Here is an 18810-nt window from a genome sequence, read left to right on the forward strand (position 1 = left end):
CCCATGCGCAAACTATTCACGATCCGGGCTATGCCGGCAATTTCCGATTATTGGGGGTAGCGATGCATGGAATGCATCACTAAGGAAAAGTATCGGGGTCGGGCCATAATGGGGGACTTCGCCCGGCTGCGCTCGTGCGGGCGGCTTGCCGCCCTGGGGCCCCGGGTCGCCAACCGGAGAGCTATCGCCATGTTCCAGGACTTCGATCCGCACCGCCCCGAACCTGCCCGCGAGACCGTGGACGCCATGAAAGGCGCCGCGGTGCTGGAATTCGGCGCCAACTGGTGTCCCATCTGCCAGGGCACCCAGCCCATCATCAAGGCGGCGGTGAACCGGCATGCGGACGTCCAGCACATCAAGGTGGAGGACGGCAAAGGCAAGCCCCTGGGCCGCTCCTACAAGGTCAAGCTATGGCCCACCCTGGTCTTCCTGCAGGATGGCCAGGAAGTCGCGCGGCTGGTGCGGCCGCAGGACGAGGCCGATATCGAAAAAGCGCTGGCAGGCCTGCGGACCGGCGGCTGATCGCCGGAAACAGCTGATCGGAGAGCTTCGGTATGCCACCTTCCAGGCGTTGGCTTGAACGCGCCGCCTTGCTGCGACTGGGCAGCATGGCCACCTTGTTGTTTGTCCTGATCCTGAGCGTCTTTATCGCGCCGGTGATCCTGCCGCCGGACTCGACCGCCGGCCAGGTCGTCGAAGACGTCCTGATCTCCCTGATCCTGCTGTGCGGCGCCGTCGCCGTGTCCGATCGACGGCTGGCGTTCATCCCGCTCACGCTGGTGGCGGTGGTGGTGATCGGCGTGCGCTGGGCCGGCTGGTTCATGCCGACCGGCGCCGCGCAGCTGCGCGCCTTCGCCTTGCTGTTCGCCTTGGTGATGCTGGCGCTGGTGATATGCGCCAAGGTCTTCGGCAAGGGCGCGCAGGTGCGCGACCGCCTGTGGGGCGCCATCGTGCTCTACATGATGCTGGGCGTCATCTGGGCGGCCGCTTACGAGATCGTCAACCTGCGCGTGCCCGGCGCCTATACGGGCATGGACGCGCAGTCCAACCTCGGTTATCCCTGGGTGTGGATCTACTTCAGTTTTTCAACGCTGACCACCGTGGGCTACGGCGACATCACGCCGATCGCTCGCGTCGCGCGGTCCCTGTCGAACATGGAAGCGCTGATCGGGCAGCTGTATCCCGCTATCGTGCTGGCGCGGCTGGTGTCCCTGCCGGCGGAAGACACGCGGTCGGACGACGCGTGATGCAGACCCGGCCTTTCATATCCCGGCCCGCTCGTCGGAGCCTGAGTCGATAGAACCGTGCGTAACGTCGAAATCACCCATCTGCGCTACTTCGTTGCCGTCGCCGAGGAATTGAGCTTCAGCCGGGCGGCGACCCGGCTGCACATGTCACAACCGCCGCTGTCGCAGCGCATCAAGGCGCTGGAAGACGAACTAGGGGTGCAATTGCTGGCCCGCAATCGCCGCGACGTGCAGCTGACCGAAGCGGGAAAGATTTTCCTCAATGAAAGCCGGCACATCCTCGAACACCTGGGACAGGCCGTCGGCGCGACCATCCGGGCAGGTACGAGCGACGGCGGCGGCCTGAAGGTCGGCTTCGTGACGTCCGCGCTATTTCATCTGTTGCCGCTGATCAAGGCACGCCTGGCCGCCCGCTTTCCCGATGTACAGATGCTGGTGCACGACATGTCGTCCAGGGACCAGGTGGAAGCGCTGCTGCAAGAGCGGCTCGATGTCGGCGTGATTCATGCCTGCCCGGCGGTCGCGGGACTGAACAAGTTTCCGGTCTACTCGGAGCCCTTCGTGCTGGCCTTGCCGCAGGGGCACGAGCTTGCGGGACTGCAGTCCATCGAGGCCGTGGACCTGGAAAAGTATCCCCTGATCGGCTTTTCCCGCGAGACATCCCCGTCCTTGCATGACGCGCAGATGGCCTGCTGCCTGTCGAAGGGCATGCGCCCCAGCCTGGTCCATCAGGTACGCACGCCGCTTGCCATCTTCCAGCTCATCCAGCTCGGCATGGGGATTTCACTGGTACCCAAGGCGTACTCGCGAAGCACCTACCCGGGAGTGGTTTTCAAGGATCTCAAGGAGAGCGCCGGGCATCTCCACCTGTACGTCGTGTGGAAGGATGGCGTGAAGTCAGCCCTGACCCGGAAGGTCATCGACGAAGTCATGCTGCACCGGTTCACCGAGTTGGACTGACCGCCTCGTACACGTGCCGCGCGAATGCGGCGATCGCATCGGCCATGGCGCGCGGCTGCTCGGGCGCCATGGCGTGCCCCGCATTGCGTATGGTCTGCACCGTGACGCGGTCTCCCAGATAAGGTTTCATCACATCGGGCACCACGACGGCATCGTGCTCGGCCTGCAGGTCCAGTATCGGCACGCGGTCGCCGGCTGAAAAATATGCGTCGATGGGCGTGACGCGGCGCGCGTGGCTTTGCGCGTCGTGCGCTTCGGCATACCAGCCGTCCAGCCAGACGCGGGGCTCGCTGCCGGGCGCGAAGAATGCTCGCCGCAGGCATTCGATGCGCTTTTCTTCAGGCAGCCTGTAATCTCCCGCGCCATCGATGGCATCGCGCAGCCGGCCGTACGGCTGTTCGGTGGAGCCCGGGGGCAACTTTCCCGCCGAGGCGGCCGCCATGACCACCCCGCACACCAGGTCCGGCCGATCTGCCGCCAGCATGCGGGCCGGCTGGCTGCCCCATGCGTGGCCGACGATCACGATGGGCCCAGTATTTTCCTGGTCCAGCACCGCCGCGACGTCGGCCGCGAAATCGTGCAGGTCCAGCCCTTCCATGGGACCACGGCTTCCGCCTACCCCGCGCGGTTCGGGACGCAGCACCTTGAATCCGGCATCCACGAGATGCGCGGCGACGGTGTCGTAATCGCGTCCGGATCGGGCCAGCGAAGGCAGGATGCAGACGGCCGGGCCGTCTCCTTGCACGGCGTATTCGATCTGGACGTCCGTCTTTGCGTTCGCCGGTCGATACGCGACAAGTCTGCGCTCGACGCCGTGCGCGGGGTGTTCGTGGTGTGTCATCGGTTTTTCCGGGTTTGCCATGGGGGCGTTACTTGATCTGGATGTGTGCTTCTTTTGCGAGGCGGGAGATCTTGTCGTGCTCGTCCTGCTGCACCCGCGCCAGGTCGCTGGGCGCGGTGTCCGTCACGGTGAACATCATGCCGTCGAAGGCCTGTCGGGCGGCTTCGGCCTGCGTTGCCTTGCCGATGGCGACAGACAGCTTCTTGACGATGGCGTCGGGCATGCCCGCGGGTCCCCACACGCCATACCAGGAAGAGAAGTCGAATCCCGGCACGCCGCTTTCGGCGACGGTGGGAACATCAGGCAGCTTCTCGGCGCGCGTGGAGCTGGTGATCGCCAGCGCCTTCAACTTGCCGGACTTCACGAAGGGATAGACGCCGGGCAAGGGCGAAACCGCTGCCGTCACGTGGCCCGCCATCACGTCGGTCAGTTGCGGCACCGCGCCCCGATAGGAAATGATCTGCATATTCAATTTCAAGTCGCGGTTCAGCATTTCCTCCGTGAGGTGGCTGGATGTGCCGTACCCTGACGTGGCCCAGGTCGGATGGTTGCCGCTTTTCTGCGCCTGGGCCTGCAAGTCCTTCAGCGAGTTGATCGAGTCATCCGGCTTGGTGACTACCAGCAGCGGGACCGTGCCGATGCGGGCGATAGGGGTGAAGTCCTTCAATGCGTCGTACTTGGCATGGGTGTCGACCAGGGGCAGGTAGATCTGGCTGGACGCGTGGAGCAGCAAGGTGTAGCCGTCCGGTGTGGAGCGCGCCACGTGCTCGGAGCCGATCATGCCCGATGCGCCGGGCTTGTTTTCGATGATGATCGGTTGGCCCAGTTCCTTCTGCAGTTGTGCCGTCACGATACGCGCGACGGTATCCACCGATCCGCCAGGGGTGTAGGGCACGACGACGGTGATGGGGCGATCGGGAAAGGCCTGCGACACCGCGGCCATGGGTGCCGCCAGCAAGGCGGCCGCCAGCATTGGAACCAGTCCAGCCAGTTTCATTTGTGTCTCCTCGGATCCGCGGTGCGGTCTGATGGTTATGAGTTGTCGGTGATGCTGGAGCGAATGTAGGGAACAGCGGCTGCCTGGTCCAATATCCTCTTTGACCCTCAGTTATCGGTTCGGCGAATAAGGCCGCCGCTCGCCACGCAGGCTTGTCAAAATGATGTATCGTATATGATCGATAATGCACAGGATCGAGTACATGAAGGTCGTCTTCCTGCTTTTCGACTCGCTCAACCGGCATGCGCTGTCCTGCTACGGCAAGGCCGCCGTCCCGACGCCCAATTTCGATCGCCTGGCGGCGCGCTCCGTGACCTTCGATTCCCATTTCGTCGGCAGCCTTCCCTGCCTGCCCGCGCGGCGCGACATCCAGACCGGGCGGCTGAACTTCCTGCATCGCGGCTGGGGTCCGCTGGAGCCCTTCGACCACTCACTGGCCGGCATGCTGCGCGACAGCGGTGTCTACACGCACCTGATCACCGACCACTATCACTATTTCGAAGACGGTGGCGCGGGCTTTCATGGCCGCTACTCATCCTGGGAATTCATCCGGGGCCAGGAAAAGGACAAATGGCGCCCGGCGCTGAATCCGAACGCCGGCGCCTATGCCGAGCGGTATCACGAGCGCATGCACGATTTCTCGGAAGACATCAATTCCAAGCTGCCGTATTTCGTGAACCGGGAGTACCTGGAGTCGCGCGGCGACTTTCCGATGGCGCAGTGCTTCGAATCGGCGAATGAATTCCTGCGGGATCATCATGCGGACCAGCCCTGGCTGCTGCATCTGGAATGCTTCGATCCGCATGAGCCCTTTTTCGCGCCCGAGCAGTTCCTGCGGGACTTTCCCGAGGCCCTGGGCGGCAAGATCTTCGATTGGCCCGCCTATGGACGCGTGGACATCGATCCCGCGCTCTTGAAGACGCTGCGCGCCAACTATCACGCCCTGGTGCAGGCCTGCGACCACTACCTGGGCACGCTGCTCGACACGTTCGACCAGCTGGATCTGTGGAAAGACACCTGGCTGATCATGTCCACCGACCACGGCCTGCTGCTCGGCGAAAAGGAATACCTGGGCAAGAACCGCCCGCCGTTCTTCAATGAAGTCGCGCATATCCCGCTGACGATCTCGGCGCCGCCGGCGTCGGGCATCCAGCCTCGCCATGAAGCGGCCCTGACCCAGACCATAGACCTGATGCCCACCATGCTGGACATCTTCCAGCAGCCCATTCCCGCCGAAGTCACCGGCCATAGCCTGCTGCCCGTGATGCGCGACGGCAAGCCGGTGCGTGCCGCCGAAGGCGCAGCGCCCGGCGCCATCTACGGCCAGTTCGGCGCCGCCATCAATTACACCGATGGCCGCTACACCTACTTCCTGTACCCGGCGGTGCCTTTCGAGACCGACCTGTTCCAGTACACGCTGATGCCGGCGCACATGCGCACCTTTTTCGAAGCCAAGGAGTTCGAAGGCGCGGAGCTGGTGGGGCCGTTGCCCTTCACGCAGGGCTATCCCGTCATGAAGCTGCCGATGCGGGCGGACGCCAAGGCCAACATGATCCGGCGCTATCCCTTGCTGGAAGCCAGGACCGCGCTTTACGACCTGCGCGACGATCCCGAACAGCGGCATCCGCTGGACGCGCCGGAGATCGAGCAGCGCATGCGGGCGGCGGTGGCGGCACAACTGCGCGCCAACGACGCGCCCGCGGAAATGCTGTCGCGCTACGGGCTGGATGAGGTGCGCCCATGAACAGCCGCCAGGCCGACTTGAATCTCGTGCAGCCCCGCAGCCTGGCCGACCAGATCCATGCGGAAGTGCTGCGGCTCATCGCCGCGGGCGCGTTCCAGCCGGGCATGGCCATCGGCATCGCCGAACTGGCGCGGCGCTGCGGCGTCAGCCAGACGCCGGTGCGCGAGGCCCTGGCGCGGCTGGCGGCGGAAGGGCAATTGAGCTTCACCCGCAACATCGGCTACCGGCTGCCCGAAGCGCCCACCATGAAGCAATACACCGACTGGGCCATCGCGCGCGTCGTGGTGGAATCCAATGCGCTGCTGTATATCCTGGGGCCCATCGACACCCGGCTGCTGGATGAAGCGCAGAAGATCAACGAACAGATCCGCGCATCGGAGTTCGGCACCACGGCCGCCGGCATCAGGAAGTTCAGCGAACTGAACTGGCGCTTCCATGCCGCGCTGATCGGACTGGCGCGCAACGACATGCTCGCCGACGTGCACGCGCGTCTTTATGCGTCGCCCCAGTTCTCGCGCATCTTTCTCGGGCGCGGCGTCACGAACCAGGCCGAGGTCGTGGCGGAACACGAACGCGTGCTGGCGGGCCTGCGCATGGGCGACCGCCGCGCCGCGGCCGACGCCTTGCGCGACCATATCGTAGACAGCCTGGAGCGCGACGCGCGGCTTTCGCATCTGTCGGGGTCGATCCGTCGCGCGCTGCGCGGCGAGCCGCCCGTGGACGATCCGGACCCGGCCGGCAGAAGCTGAATCCATACATAAAAAACGAGGAGACAAGCACGATGAACCGACGGACATCCTTATTGGCCGGCGCGGCCTGCATCATGGGCGCGATGTCGCCCGCCCTGGCGCAGACTTATCCGGACCATCCCATTACATTGGTCGTCGGGTTCCCGCCCGGGGGCGGTGTGGACCTCGTGGCTCGACCCCTGGCGGAGCGCCTGTCCAAGCAGCTGGGCCAGCCCGTCATCGTCGAGAACCGGGGCGGCGCGGCCGGCAACATTGCCATGGACTATGTCGCGCGCGCCCGTCCCGACGGGTACACGCTGATGATAGGCAACCTGGGCATGCTCAGCGCGAACCCCTTGCTCTATCCCAATCTGAACTTCAACGTCGCGAAGAGCTTCGCTCCGGTCGCGCGCCTGGTCGTCACGCCGCTGCTGGCCGCCGTGCCCGCGAAACTGCCCGTCACCAGCATGAAGCAGTTCGTGGACCTGGCAAAGCAGGAGCCGGGCAAGATGTTCTTCGGCTCCGGCGGCACCGGCAACATCAACCACCTGGCCGTCGAACTGCTCAAGATGCAGACCGGCGCGCAGATCACGCATGTGCCCTATAAGGGCAGCGCGCCGGCCTTGACCGCCCTGGTCGCGGATGAGGTGCAACTGGTGGTCGACGGCTTGAATATCCTGCTGCCCCAGGTGAAGGGCGGCATGGCGCGGGCGCTGGCCGTCACGGGGGAAAAGCGCGCGCCGGCTTTGCCCGATGTGCCGACCATGAAAGAGGCCGGCTTTCCCGGCATGACGGTCTACGGCTGGCAGGGCCTGTTCGTCCCCGCCGGCACGCCGCAAGCCATCGTCGACAAGCTGACCGGCGAAGTGGAAAAGGCGCTCACGGATCCCGCGCTCGCCCAACGCCTGTCGGAGCAGGGCACCGACCCGGCTTTCCAGAACGCGGCGGATTTCCAGAATTACATCACCGCCGAGCAGGAGCGCTGGGGGAAGGTGATCAAGACCGCGAACATCAAGGTGGAATAGCCTGGCCCTGAGGGCCTCAGGCCCGCTCAGGCCGCTCAGGCCGCTCAGGCGCCATCAGGCCCCATAGGCCCCATAGGCCCCATAGGCACCATCACGCCGCCTTGGCCTGCGGCCGTTCGCCGGGCACGCGGGCGTCGGCCAGTTGCCGCCACACCAGCGCCGACAGCCAGGTGATCAGGCCCACGCACACGAAGGACCACATGAACGCGGGCTGCAGGTGGCGCTCCGGTCCCGCCAGCAGCGACACCAGGCCGCCGCCCACCGTCACGCCCAGGCCCATCGCCACCATCTGGAACATCGAGAACAGGCTGTTGCCCGGGCCCGCCTGCTGCGGGCTCAGCGACGTCAGCGTGACGCTGTTCATCGCCGAGTACTGCATGGAGTTGCCCAGGCCGAAGGCGGCCAGCTGCACGATCTGCAGCCACAGCGGCCAGTCGCGCGAGAACAGGGCGAAGGAAAGGATCCAGAATCCGACGAACAGCGTATTGGCGACCAGGAAGCGCGGATAGCCGTAGCGCTTGATCAAGGGCGAGACCCAGGACTTCGATATCGCGCCGGCGGCGGCCACGGGGACCAGCATCAGGCCCGAGTGCAGCGGTGTGTAGCCCATGCCCAGCTGCATCATCAAGGGCAGCAGGAACGGGACCGCCGCCGCGCCGATCCGGCCAACCAGGTTCCCGGCGATGCCGACGGTGTAGTTCCGCACGCGAAACAGGCTCAGCGGGAACAGGGGATTGCTGCGGCCGCGCGCGTGCAGGTAGTAGCCCAGGGCCGCCAGCACGCTGAGCGCGAGCAGGCCGATGGCCCAGGCGGCCTTGTTGTCGTCGGCCGGAACATCCAGCGCCGTGGAAAACGCCACCAGCCAGGTCGCCAGCAGCAGGCAGCCAATGAAGTCGAAGCGCGGCGTGTCCTCGCGCACTTGCGGCGGCATATGGCGGCGGACGGCCCACATGCCGACCAGGCCGACGGGCACGTTGATCAGGAAGATCCAGTGCCAGCTGAGCATTTCCACGAAGACGCCGCCCAGGACCGGCCCGAAGATCGGCCCGATCTGCCCGCCTATGGCGATGAACGCCAGTGATGAAATGAACTGGCTGGGCGGCACCGTGCGCAGCACCGTCAGCCGGCCCACGGGCAGCAGCATGGACGCGCCGGCGCCCTGTATCACCCGCGCCATCACCAACTGCGTGGGTGTGGCTGAGCAGGCGCACAGGAACGATCCCAGCACGAACGCCAGGATGGCGAAGAAGTACACCTTGCGGCTGCCGAAGCGGTCCGCCAGCCAGCCCGATGCGGGCATGATCATCGCCATGGTGATCATGTAGGCGACGACCACGGGCTTCAGGGTCAGCGGCGGAACGCCCAGGTCCGTGGCGATGGCCGGCAGGGCGGTATTGACGATGGTGGTATCCAGCGTCTGCATGAAAAAGCCGGCGGCGACGATCCAGAGTAAAGCGGCGTGGGAATCGGATCGGGGCATTGCGGCTCTGCGGGTGAAAAGGGAAAGCACCACAGCCTTCGATGCCCGCTTCGGGCGGATCGAGGAGCTCTGCGGTGGGTTCCGGATGGACGGGGAAGACCTCCATTCTAAAGCGCGCCGCTGAATTTCGCCTGTGGGCCGCCCGCGCCGGGGGACGCCCGTCGCGTCGGCCCTGCCTGCTAGCGCGGCAGCGCCAGGACGAGATCCGCCAGCTCCGCGGCCGGCATCACGTCCGCGTACTTGCTCGCCATATCGAACAGGTTCACCGCATGCGACACCTGCGAACGGTCGTATACGGCGTCCTGCGGCACCACCACCTTGTAGTTCAGCGCGCAGGCGTCGACCACGGTGGCGCGCACGCAACCGCTGGTCGTGCAGCCCGTGACGACCACGGAGTCGACCTGCAGCCCCACCAGGTAGCTCGCCAGCGATGTTCCCTGGAACGCGCTGGCCTGCCGCTTGGGAATCAGGATGTCGCCTTCGACAGGCGCCACGTCCTTGACGAAATCGTAGTCAGGGGCGGCCACGTCCATCACGCCCGGCACCTTGGCTTCGAACTGCCCGCGATCGTGGGCCAGCTTGGGCGCGACGTGCGGATACAGCACGGGGGCGCCGATCTTGCGGAACGCCGCCAGCAGCCGCGCGATGTGCGGCACGGCGCGCCAGCCGTATTCGCCGCAGCTGGTCGACATCGTTTCGATGGCCTGCTCGATGGGCATGGGCTCGTAGCACATGGACCGGTACTGCACATCGATCACCAGCAGCGCCGGCCGCCGGCCGATGCCGGTCGGCGCGCCCCAGCCCGCCTTGCGATAGATCTCCAGCTCGTGCTCGGGGATGATGCCATCCCACGGGCGGGCGCGTTTCTCCAGGACTTCGGTCATGTTCTCAGATCTCCACGGACGTCGCGTCGTACTGCAGCAGCCAGTCGTAGCGCGCGCGGACGGCTTCGGTCGACCATTGCTTGTTGATATAGGGCCATGCGGTGGCTTCGTCGCCCAGATCGGGGCTATGGAAGATGCCGAACATGTTCAGCGATTCCGCCTTGGTGCGGTTCGCGCGCTCAATGCGGGCGCTGTCGTAGCGCTGCAAGGCGCCGGGTATGTTGTCGGCCCCTTGCTCCAGGCAGCGCGCCAGCACATAGGCGTCTTCCATCGTCACGTTCACGCCCATGCCCAGGTAGGGCGTCATGGAATGGCAGGCATCGCCCACCAGCGTCACCTGGCCCTGCGACCAGGCGTCCAGCGGGTCGCGCACGAACAGGCCCCAGCGGAACAGGTTCTCCGAGCCGACGAACAGATCGATGATGTCCTGGTGCCAGCCTTCGAAGTCCTTCAGCGCATCGGCCAGGTCACCTTTCTCGGACCACGATTCGGTGTGCCAGGTGTCGCTGTCCACCTGCGCGGAAAAACTGACGAACATCTCGCCGTTGCGCTGGACCGGGTAGGTCGTGACGTGGGCGGTAGGGCCCACCCAGGTCGATGCCAGCGGTTCGCGATGCTGCGGCTTGAGCTTGTGCATCGGCGTCAGGCCGCGCCAGGCCAGGGCGCCGGTATAGCGCGCCGGCGCCGGGCCGAACATCGATTGCCGCACGCGGGAATGCGCGCCGTCGCAGCCGACGACCACGTCGCCTTCGACATGGCTGCCGTCATCCAGCAGCAGGCGTGCGCGGCCATCGACGGTTTCCGCGCCCACCGAGCGCACGCCGAAATGGACCGCGTCCGGCTTGAGCGCGACCACCGCTTCGTACAGCACGCGCTGCAATTCGGCGCGCAGCACCTGGATCAGCGTATGGTCGGCCTTGGAGTCCGTGTTTCCGCGGTTGTAGACCGATTTGCCTTCGCCGGTCTTCCAGTAGCGGATCAGGCGATCCTGCGGCGGCAGGTTGATGGCCTCGAGCTTCTCCTTCAGGCCCAGCGCGGCCATGACCTTGGCGCCGTTGGCCGAGATCCACAGGCCGGCGCCCACTTCGCGCAGCTCCGACGATTGCTCATAGATATCGACGTCCAGGCCTTTCTTCAGCAGCGCGAGCGCCAGCGTCAGGCCGCCCATTCCGGCGCCCGCGATGATCACATGCGTTCGAGCCCGGGTGTTCGTGGAGTCAGACATGGGTTCTCCTATTGATAATTGTGTGGGTTATGGATGAGGTCCATGACGGCCTCAAGAATCTTGACGTAGCCGGTGCAGCGGCAGATGTTGCCGCGCAGGTAATGGCGCACGGTTTCCTCGGTCGGCTTCTCGTGGCGCGCCAGCAGGGACTTCACCGCCAGGATCATCCCGGGCGTGCAGAAGCCGCATTGCAGCGCGCCGTGCGCGATGAAGGCCCGCTGCACGGGATCCAACCGCTTGCCGTCGGCCAGTCCTTCTATGGTCGTGACTTCGCGGTCATGCGCATCCGCGCACAGCGTCGTGCAGCTGGACGTCGGGTTGCCGTCCACCAGCACCGTGCATGCACCGCACACCTGCACGTCGCAGGAGCGCTTGGTGCCCTTGAGCTGCAACTGGTCGCGCAGCACGTCGATCAGCATCTCGCAGGGTTCGACCTCGACCGACGCGGGGGCGCCGTTCAGCTTGAAGTCCACGCGCATCAGGGGAATTTCGTTTTCGGTCTGGCTCATGGCAGGCACGCTTTGATGGCTCGTTCGGCAAGAACGGAAACGAGATGGCGTTTGTAGTCGGCACCGCCATGCAGGTCGTCGTGGGCGTCGATCGCTTCCGCGTCGGCAGCAATCGCGGGAGCCAGATGGCGCCAGATGTCGTCGGCGGGCAGATCGGCGGGCAGTCCGGCCGCGGCGTCCTCGGCGCGCGCCAGCCGCACCGGGCTGGCGGCGATCGCGCCGGCCCACAGGCTCAGGCGCTGCGGGTTGTCCGTCGACCAGACGGCGCCGACGCCCACCGCCGGGCGCTCGGTGTGCCCGAAGGATCGGTAGGCGGAGCGTGTGCCCGCGGATTGCGGCGCGACCTCGATGGCGACCAGGATCTCGTCATCCTCGCGCGCGGTCACGAACTCGCCCAGGTGGAAGTCGCGTGATGGGACCTCCCGTTCGCCACTCGGTCCCAGCAACACCACCCAGGCATCCAGCGCACAGAGCATGGTGGGCGCATCCGCATGCGGCTCGGCGAAGCACAGCACGCCACCCAGCGTGCCGGCGATGCGCACGCGGATATTGGCGACGTGCTCGCTGAGCTGCGCGTAGCCGGGCAGGGCATCGCGGATGATGGGATCGTTGGCGATCGTGTCATGCGAGGTCAACGCGCCTATCGATATCGTGCCATCGTCCTTCACGCGCACGCCTTTCAGCGCGGTGATCTGCTTCAGGTCGATCACGTGCTGGTATTGCAGCACGTGCGCCTTCAAGGCCACCAGCAGTTCGGTGCCACCCGCATGGAAGGTCGCGGCGTCGCCGTGCTCGGCCTTCAATGCGATCGCCTCGTCCAGGCTGGCGGGCCGATGCAGAAAGAATTTCCTGGCCCGCATCAGCCGCCTCGCTTGCCCAGGCTGGCCGCCGCGCCCAGCAGGGGCAGGGCCAGCCACCACCAGGGCGATTGCCCGTAGGCGACCGCGCCATGCGCCACGCCGACGGCGACGGCGACGTTGATGCCCAGGCGGGGCCACAGGAAGACCAGTTCGGTCGTGCCGGAGGATTTCGCACTGACCGCTTGCGCGGCGGCGGGCGCCCGCATCGAGGGCGCCTGCGCCGCGACAGGCGTCGTGGCGGACGCGGGGGCTGATGCAGTGGCCGGCCTGGCGGCAGCCGGTGTGGCTGACGATGCAGCTGACGATGTGGCTGACGACGCCGTTGCAGCCGCCGACGATGCGGCGCCACGCACGGCCGGCGCCGACACGCCATCCGCCATCGCGGCGGCGCCGGCATCCGGAGCCAGGCTGCCATCCAGATGCGCCAGCTCCGCGCGCAGGCGCGCTTCGAACTCGGCGAACAACTGCTCCGACCGTTTGCGCACGATCGGATATCCCAGCGACGCCAGCCGTCCGGCCACCTGCATGCTCGCGCTCACGTCCAGCTTGCACAGGACATCCGAACCGTCGCGCTGCTCGTCCAGGTTCACCACCATCCGCACGTCGATGGTCGTCCCCGTCGCCTTGTCGGTGCCCAGCGCCTTCAGCGCCACCTGCCGCTCGATCTCATAGGACTCGATCTCGATCTGCGTGGGCACTTCCAGCTTGAACGGCCCGATCTTCTGCCGCATGACGGCGGAGAAGGTCTTGAGTTTTTCGACCTCGACCACGTTTTCGCAGCCGGGTATCAGCGTGGCCACCCGCTTGACGTCGAAGAAAATGTCCCACAACTGCGAGGCGGTCGCGGGCAGCAAAGCGTCGATTCTGAAATCCATGGCGTCGTTGTCTGGTTATCGGTGTTGTCAGGACTGCTGGCCGCCATCATGTCCGGCATGATGGCGCCGCGGCCGGTCACTTCTTGTCGGTCAGGTTTTCGTCTTGGGCGGTCAGCGCTTTGTCCCGCAACGCGCGCCAGACGCGCTCCGGCGTCAACGGCAGCTCCTTCAGCCGTATCCCCCATCCCTGGAACAACGCATTGGCCACCGCTGGCGCCACGGGCAGGATCGCGCCTTCGCCGCCGCCACGCGCACCGAACGGCCCGGGGCCGTCGCCGCTTTCGATCAGCGCCGTGCCGACGTGGTCCGGCACTTCCTCCATCGTCGGCACCTTGTAGTCGAACAGCGTCCCGTTCACGACCTGGCCGTCTTCGTAGATGTATTCCTCGGACAGCGTGTGGCCCAGGCCCATCACCATGGCGCCTTCGTCCTGGCCTTCCGCCGCCTTGGGGTTGATCACATGGCCCAGGTCGGCCGCGCCGCCCGCCCGCAGGACGCGGATCGCGCCGGTGCCTTCGTCCAGCCCGATCTCGAAGGCGCCCGCGCCGGTTTCCCAGAACAGCGGTTGCAGCTTGAACGCGCCGTCCTTGGTGTTCGGGTTCACGCGTCCCACGCCCAGGAACTCGCCGGCCGCCATGCCGTGGAAGCGCCGCAGCAGCTCGATGAAGGGCATCTGGCCATTCGGCCCTTCGACCGCGCCTTCCACCAGCGTGTAGTCATCGGGCGACCCGCCCAGCTCCTGCGCGGCGATATCGCGCACCTGACGCAGGATGTCCTCGCAGGCGAGCTGCACCGCCAGGCCGATGATCACGGTCGAACGGCTCGCACCCGTGCCCCAGTCATAGGGCGCTTGCAGCGTATCCGGCTGCGCGACGGCGATCATCCTCAATGGCTGGTTCAGGGTCTTCGCGGCGATGATGCGCAGCACGCCCCGGCTGCCTTGCCCGATCTCCACCGTGTTCGCGGAGACATTCACCGAGCCATCCGCGCGCAGCCGCACGATGGCGCCGCCGATAGGCATGATGCCCGGGTCGGTCGCACCGACCGCGACGCCCAGCCCGCGCCGGCCCTGGTAGGCGGGTTCCGGCAGATTCTTCAACGTATCCACCGCCGCGCGCAGCGACCGCCGCATATCGATGTCCAGCGGACGCAGGTCGTGCTTGATCGTCTCGCCTTTCTGCGCCAGGTTCAACATGCGGAACTCGATGGGGTCCATGCCTATCGCATCGGCAATGATGTCCATCTGCGATTCCGTCGCCCACACCGCCTGCGGCCCGCCGATCGAGCGGAAGGCCGCGCCCGGCACGGTGTTCGTATAGACGCCGATCGCTTCCAGGCGCAGATTGGGTATGTGGTACGGCCCGATGGCGCGGATCGCGGCCTTCACGGCGATCGCCGGCCCGGTGTCCGCATACGCGCCGCCATTCAGCACCGCGCGCACCGTCTTGGCGACGATCCTGCCGCCGGCATCGACGGTGGTCTTCAAGGTCACTTCCGCATCCAGCCGCCGGCAGGTCAGCATCGATTCGGCGATCGTCAGGCAGACGCGCACGGGCGCTTGCGCTTTCCACGACAGCGCCGCCACCAGCGGATCGATCTTCACCGACGCCTTTCCGCCGAAGCCACCGCCGACGTAGGGCGAGTGCACCCGCACGCAGGCCAGCGGTATGCCCAGCGTCTCCGAACATACGCGTTGGATCGCGGTAGGCGTCTGGCCACCGCTCCAGATTTCCAGCGAACGCGGTGTCCAGTGCGCCAAGCAGACATGGGGCTCCATCGCGTAGTGGAACACCATCGGGAAGGTGAAGGTGTCCTCGAACACCTTCACGTCGCCCTGGAACGCCTGGTCGACGTCGCCGCTTGCATAGGACCACTGCTGGAACTGGTTGGTCCCCGGTACCGGCGTGCAATGGCCCCGGAAGTAATAGTCCTTCAGGACCTCCATGTCTTCATGGACCAGTGCCGCGCCCTCCGCCAATGCTTCCTGCGCGGTAGTGGAGTGCGGCAGCGTTTCATAGCTGACGACGATGGCGTCCAACGCCGCTTCCGCAGTCGCCTCATCGACCGCCGCCACCGCGGCGACCGGATCGCCCACGTAGCGCACCTTGTCCAGCGCAATCACCGGGCGGTCGCGCAGGGACAGGCCCCAGCGGATCTCGCTGCCCGGCATATCCTTCAGGTCCTCGCCCGTCAGGATGGCGACGACGCCGGGAATCGCCAGCGCGGCGCTGGTGTCCAGCCTGGCGATGCGGGCGTGCGGCACCGTGCTGCGCAGGATCTTCCCGTGCAGCATGTTGGGCACTTCCACATCGCTGGCGTACACCGCCGTGCCGGTTACCTTCTCCAGGTAATCGGCGCGCGGCTCCGCGCTTAGGGAGAACTGAGGCTTGGCATGCATGAGGTGGTCCGGGCCTGAGTGGTGTATGGATGCGTCGGCGTCAGTCTTCGAGCGAAATCTTCGAGCGCGCGATTACGTCCTTCCACAACGCCGTTTCATCGGCCTGACGCTTCACGACGGCCTGCGGCGTGCTCGACGCGGGTTCCACGCCCACGGCGCCCAGGCGTTCCTTGACTTCCTTGGACGCCATCGTTTTCGCGATCTGCGGCACGACCTTGTCGATCACGTTCTGCGGCACGCCCTTGGGCGCGTACAGCGCGAACCAGGTCACGGCCTCGAAGCCGGGCAGCACCGTTTCCGCGAGCGTGGGGACATCGGGCAAGGCTTCCGACCGCTTGGCGGTCGTCACGGCCAGCGCCTTCAGCTTGCCGGTCTTGATGTACGACAGCACCGCGGGCCCTTGCTCGATCGCCATCACCACGCGTTCGGCGATCAGGTCCACCACCATGGGCGAGCTGCCCTTGTACTGGACGGGAAACACATCCACGCCAGCCCGCTGCTTGAACAGCTCCATGAACACATGCTGCGACGTGCCCGTGCCAGCCGACCCGTAGCCGAACTTGCCCGGGTTCTTTTTCAGGTAGGCGATCAGTTCCTGGATGTTGTTCACCGGCAGCGACGCCGGCACGACCACGTAGGAAGGATTGAAGCCCAGGATCGAGACGGGCTCGATCTTCTGGTAGACGCCTTCCATGCGCTTGCTCAGCAGCGGCAGGATCGAAAACATCGACGATGCGCCGATCAGCATCGTGTAGCCGTCCGCCGGGGCCCGCGATACATAGTCCGCCCCGATGATCCCCGACGCGCCGGCGCGGTTGTCCACCACGGTGGATTGACCAAGCTCGCTCAGCCCCGCCGCCACCGACCGCGCGTACAGATCCGTCGCGCCGCCGGGCGGGTAGGGCGCCACGATCGTGATGGGCTTGCTGGGATACGTATCCGCCGCCTGGGCCGTGCCCATCAGGCAAATGCCGCACGCGAGGGCCGTGAAAGCCTTCTTCCAACCTGAGTTGCTCATTGTTTACTCCCCTTGAAAGTGGTCCTGGCGTGGCGTGGGCAACGCCTGTTCGTTCGAACGTTCTGTTCAGAAGAACTGTATTCTGCGGAACGGTACGCTACAATGTCAACTAGGACATGCACTAAATCGAGCAAAAAATGTCGGAAGAACCGGAAAGCGACACCAAGGCCGGTGGCGTCGCCGCGGTGGAACGAGCGATCGCCATACTCAACGCCTTCCGCGCGGGGGACAGCTCCCTGACGCTGAACGAGCTCGCGCGTCGGACCAAGATGTACAAGAGCACCATCCTGCGGCTGCTGACCACGCTGGTCCAGGAGCACTGCATCGTGCGCCTGGACGACGGCAGCTATCAGCTGGGCTCGATGCTCTTGCATTGGGGCGGGCTCTATCAGTCGGCCTTGCGCCTGGACGACCACGTGCCGCCCATCCTGCGTCGCCTGGTGCAGGAAACGGAAGAGGGCGCTTCGTTCTTCACGCGCGAAGGCAATCACCGCGTGTGCCTGTTCCGCGTCGACTCGCCGCGCTCCATCCGCGATCACATCCGCACCGGCGACCTGGTGCCGCTCGACAAGGGCGCGGCCGGGCGCGTGCTGACTGCCTTCGATCCGACGATGACGCCGCCGTCCAGGACGCCTGAGCAGCCTTACATCATCACGGTCGGCGAACGCGAGCCCGATATCGCCGCCATCGCGGCGCCTGTATTCGGCCCGCAGAAGAACTTGCGCGGCGCGCTGGCCCTGTCCGGTCCGGCGGCGCGGTTCTCGGTCGAGCTGCTGCCGTCCATGTCCGCCCGCCTGTTGGCGGCAGCCGCCGACCTGACGCGCCGGTTGGGCGGGGATGCATCGATCTTCGATAGCTGGCAGGCCAAGAGCCGGCCTGCCGCGTTGGGAGAAACCGCCAGTTGATCGCGCGCGCCATGCGTGGCGCGCGGTGTTTGGCGTTGTCTTGCGATGTCGTTTCCGCGTAGCGTCAAGCGTGACGCTCAACCCGCATCTCAGGATGAACGACTTCGCCATCCTGCAGAATCTGCGTATCGTCCAGCCAAAGACTGCACTGCCGCATCGGCAGATCCAGATGGCAAGCCGTATCGTTATCCCCGCCCACTTCCAGGTTGGGCCCGAGCGAAAACAGCACATTCCCATAGAACGCCAGCGCATTCATCACATGCTCGGTCGGCAGCTGCCGCGTCACGGCGAACTGATACCACCGCGCGTTCTCGTTCAGCCCCCAGCCGATATGGGAGATCGCATAAGCCCGATCATCGTGGAAGCTCTTGATGTAGCTGTCGATCAGCTGCGCATCCATCCCTGACCCGGATATGTCGGTGACATAGCCATTCTTGATCTTCAGCGTCACCGCCGATTCCACGTACTTCTTGAACGCGCAGAGCACATCGCCCGGTTGCAGCACCACCGTGCCGTTCACCCCGCCATCATTCCCCTGCGTGAACGAAAATCCAGAAGGAAAGTGATCCCAGCGCCCGGGCTCGTAGGTATACCCGTACTCGGAAATCACCGGATACTGGCCTAGTTCGTAGGTCACGTCAGTGCCAGCCGCAGAGGTAAACCGCAGCTGCTTCGCCTTCTCCATAATCTGCTTCGCATACTCCACCCGCCGCCGCAGGTCTTCCGTCGGGAACATCTGCTTAAGCACATGGAACGGCTCCATCACCCGAAGGATCCGCACCCCCGCCGCCTGAATCTCCGCCTGTTCCCGCGAAAACAGCAGGCCCACCATATCGACCACCATGTCGGCGGACTTCAGCGTCTTCATCGCCAGCTCATTGCCCACCAGGGGATGGCGACCCTGCACCCCCACGGCATTCTGCTGCTCGCGGCGCACGTTCAGGTTAAAGGCCTTTGCGCCCAGCCGCTGCGCGGCGGCCATTAAGGCATAGGCGTTGTCCTGCCATTCATCCTCGGCCGTCAACACGATCACCGTCTCGCCGGTCTTCACGCGGCACAGCGATAGTTCCTTGGTGAAGAGCTCCAGTACTTCCGCATCGAGTTTCAATCGCGG

The 18810-nt window shown here is 65.6% G+C and carries 18 protein-coding genes; 7 read left to right on the forward strand and 11 right to left on the reverse strand.

Annotation, left to right across the window (positions count from 1 at the left end):
• The first annotated feature begins 189 nt into the window (after positions 1-189).
• Genes CAL26_RS10405 through CAL26_RS10415 form a run of 3 tightly spaced genes read left to right on the forward strand, consistent with a single transcriptional unit; the run spans position 190 to position 2207 of the window.
• Positions 190-522, forward strand: coding sequence for a thioredoxin family protein (locus CAL26_RS10405; RefSeq protein WP_094846778.1), 333 nt, complete (start codon positions 190-192; stop codon positions 520-522).
• A 32-nt stretch (positions 523-554) separates the two neighbouring features.
• Entirely contained in the window at positions 555-1247 is a 693-nt protein-coding gene (locus tag CAL26_RS10410) for a potassium channel family protein (RefSeq protein ID WP_094846779.1), read from the forward strand.
• A 57-nt stretch (positions 1248-1304) separates the two neighbouring features.
• Positions 1305-2207 carry a LysR family transcriptional regulator gene (locus tag CAL26_RS10415; protein ID WP_094846780.1) on the forward strand — a complete coding sequence of 301 codons (903 nt, stop codon included), beginning with the start codon at positions 1305-1307 and terminating at the stop codon, positions 2205-2207.
• Here the strand turns inward: CAL26_RS10415 and CAL26_RS10420 are convergent.
• Together CAL26_RS10420 and CAL26_RS10425 are read right to left on the reverse strand one after the other, a co-directional pair.
• Positions 2191-3048, reverse strand: coding sequence for an alpha/beta fold hydrolase (locus CAL26_RS10420; protein ID WP_179283318.1), 858 nt, complete (start codon positions 3046-3048; stop codon positions 2191-2193). The two genes, CAL26_RS10415 and CAL26_RS10420, sit on opposite strands and share 17 nt — an antisense overlap.
• A 28-nt stretch (positions 3049-3076) precedes the next feature.
• The gene (locus CAL26_RS10425) at positions 3077-4045 is read right to left on the reverse strand and encodes a Bug family tripartite tricarboxylate transporter substrate binding protein (protein WP_094846782.1); all 969 of its coding nucleotides are present in this window, start codon (positions 4043-4045) and stop codon (positions 3077-3079) included.
• A 202-nt stretch (positions 4046-4247) separates the two neighbouring features.
• Between CAL26_RS10425 and CAL26_RS10430 the strand changes: the two genes are divergently transcribed.
• Genes CAL26_RS10430 through CAL26_RS10440 form a run of 3 tightly spaced genes read left to right on the forward strand, consistent with a single transcriptional unit; the run spans position 4248 to position 7542 of the window.
• Entirely contained in the window at positions 4248-5789 is a 1542-nt protein-coding gene (locus CAL26_RS10430; RefSeq protein ID WP_094846783.1) for a sulfatase, read from the forward strand.
• Positions 5786-6538 carry a GntR family transcriptional regulator gene (locus tag CAL26_RS10435; RefSeq protein ID WP_094846784.1) on the forward strand — a complete coding sequence of 251 codons (753 nt, stop codon included), beginning with the start codon at positions 5786-5788 and terminating at the stop codon, positions 6536-6538. Before CAL26_RS10430 ends, CAL26_RS10435 begins: the two co-directional genes overlap by 4 nt.
• A gap of 32 nt (positions 6539-6570) precedes the next feature.
• Positions 6571-7542 (forward strand): Bug family tripartite tricarboxylate transporter substrate binding protein, encoded by a 972-nt coding sequence (locus CAL26_RS10440; RefSeq protein WP_094846785.1) that lies wholly within the window; start codon positions 6571-6573, stop codon positions 7540-7542.
• 91 nt (positions 7543-7633) lie between these two features.
• Here the strand turns inward: CAL26_RS10440 and CAL26_RS10445 are convergent, their stop codons facing one another.
• From CAL26_RS10445 to CAL26_RS10480, 8 genes are all read right to left on the reverse strand, one after another.
• A complete protein-coding gene (locus CAL26_RS10445) occupies positions 7634-9022 on the reverse strand; it encodes an MFS transporter (RefSeq protein WP_094846786.1) in 1389 nt (462 codons plus the stop codon).
• A 179-nt stretch (positions 9023-9201) separates the two neighbouring features.
• Positions 9202-9906: an isochorismatase family protein gene (locus CAL26_RS10450; protein ID WP_179283319.1), complete on the reverse strand. Its 705-nt coding sequence runs from the start codon at positions 9904-9906 to the stop codon at positions 9202-9204.
• Between the two features lie 4 nt (positions 9907-9910).
• Positions 9911-11131: an FAD-dependent monooxygenase gene (locus tag CAL26_RS10455; RefSeq protein ID WP_094846787.1), complete on the reverse strand. Its 1221-nt coding sequence runs from the start codon at positions 11129-11131 to the stop codon at positions 9911-9913.
• Between the two features lie 8 nt (positions 11132-11139).
• Complete coding sequence (locus CAL26_RS10460; RefSeq protein ID WP_256988291.1) at positions 11140-11640, reverse strand: (2Fe-2S)-binding protein; 501 nt, start codon at positions 11638-11640, stop codon at positions 11140-11142.
• Complete coding sequence (locus CAL26_RS10465; RefSeq protein ID WP_094846788.1) at positions 11637-12500, reverse strand: FAD binding domain-containing protein; 864 nt, start codon at positions 12498-12500, stop codon at positions 11637-11639. The genes CAL26_RS10460 and CAL26_RS10465 overlap by 4 nt, the downstream gene beginning before the upstream one ends.
• Positions 12500-13375 (reverse strand): CoxG family protein, encoded by an 876-nt coding sequence (locus CAL26_RS10470; protein WP_094846789.1) that lies wholly within the window; start codon positions 13373-13375, stop codon positions 12500-12502. Before CAL26_RS10470 ends, CAL26_RS10465 begins: the two co-directional genes overlap by 1 nt.
• A 76-nt stretch (positions 13376-13451) precedes the next feature.
• Positions 13452-15773, reverse strand: a complete 2322-nt coding sequence (locus tag CAL26_RS10475; RefSeq protein WP_094846790.1) for a xanthine dehydrogenase family protein molybdopterin-binding subunit — start codon at positions 15771-15773, stop codon at positions 13452-13454.
• Positions 15774-15813: 40 nt separating this feature from the next.
• Positions 15814-16791, reverse strand: a complete 978-nt coding sequence (locus CAL26_RS10480) for a Bug family tripartite tricarboxylate transporter substrate binding protein (protein ID WP_094846791.1) — start codon at positions 16789-16791, stop codon at positions 15814-15816.
• 137 nt (positions 16792-16928) lie between these two features.
• Here CAL26_RS10480 and CAL26_RS10485 point away from each other — a divergent pair, with 137 nt between their 5' ends.
• A complete protein-coding gene (locus CAL26_RS10485; RefSeq protein WP_094846792.1) occupies positions 16929-17696 on the forward strand; it encodes an IclR family transcriptional regulator in 768 nt (255 codons plus the stop codon).
• Positions 17697-17760: 64 nt separating this feature from the next.
• Here the strand turns inward: CAL26_RS10485 and CAL26_RS10490 are convergent, their stop codons facing one another.
• Complete coding sequence (locus CAL26_RS10490; RefSeq protein WP_094846793.1) at positions 17761-18804, reverse strand: leucyl aminopeptidase; 1044 nt, start codon at positions 18802-18804, stop codon at positions 17761-17763.
• Positions 18805-18810 lie beyond the last annotated feature (6 nt).

This window comes from Bordetella genomosp. 9, assembly GCF_002261425.1.
Taxonomy (GTDB): domain Bacteria; phylum Pseudomonadota; class Gammaproteobacteria; order Burkholderiales; family Burkholderiaceae_B; genus Bordetella_C.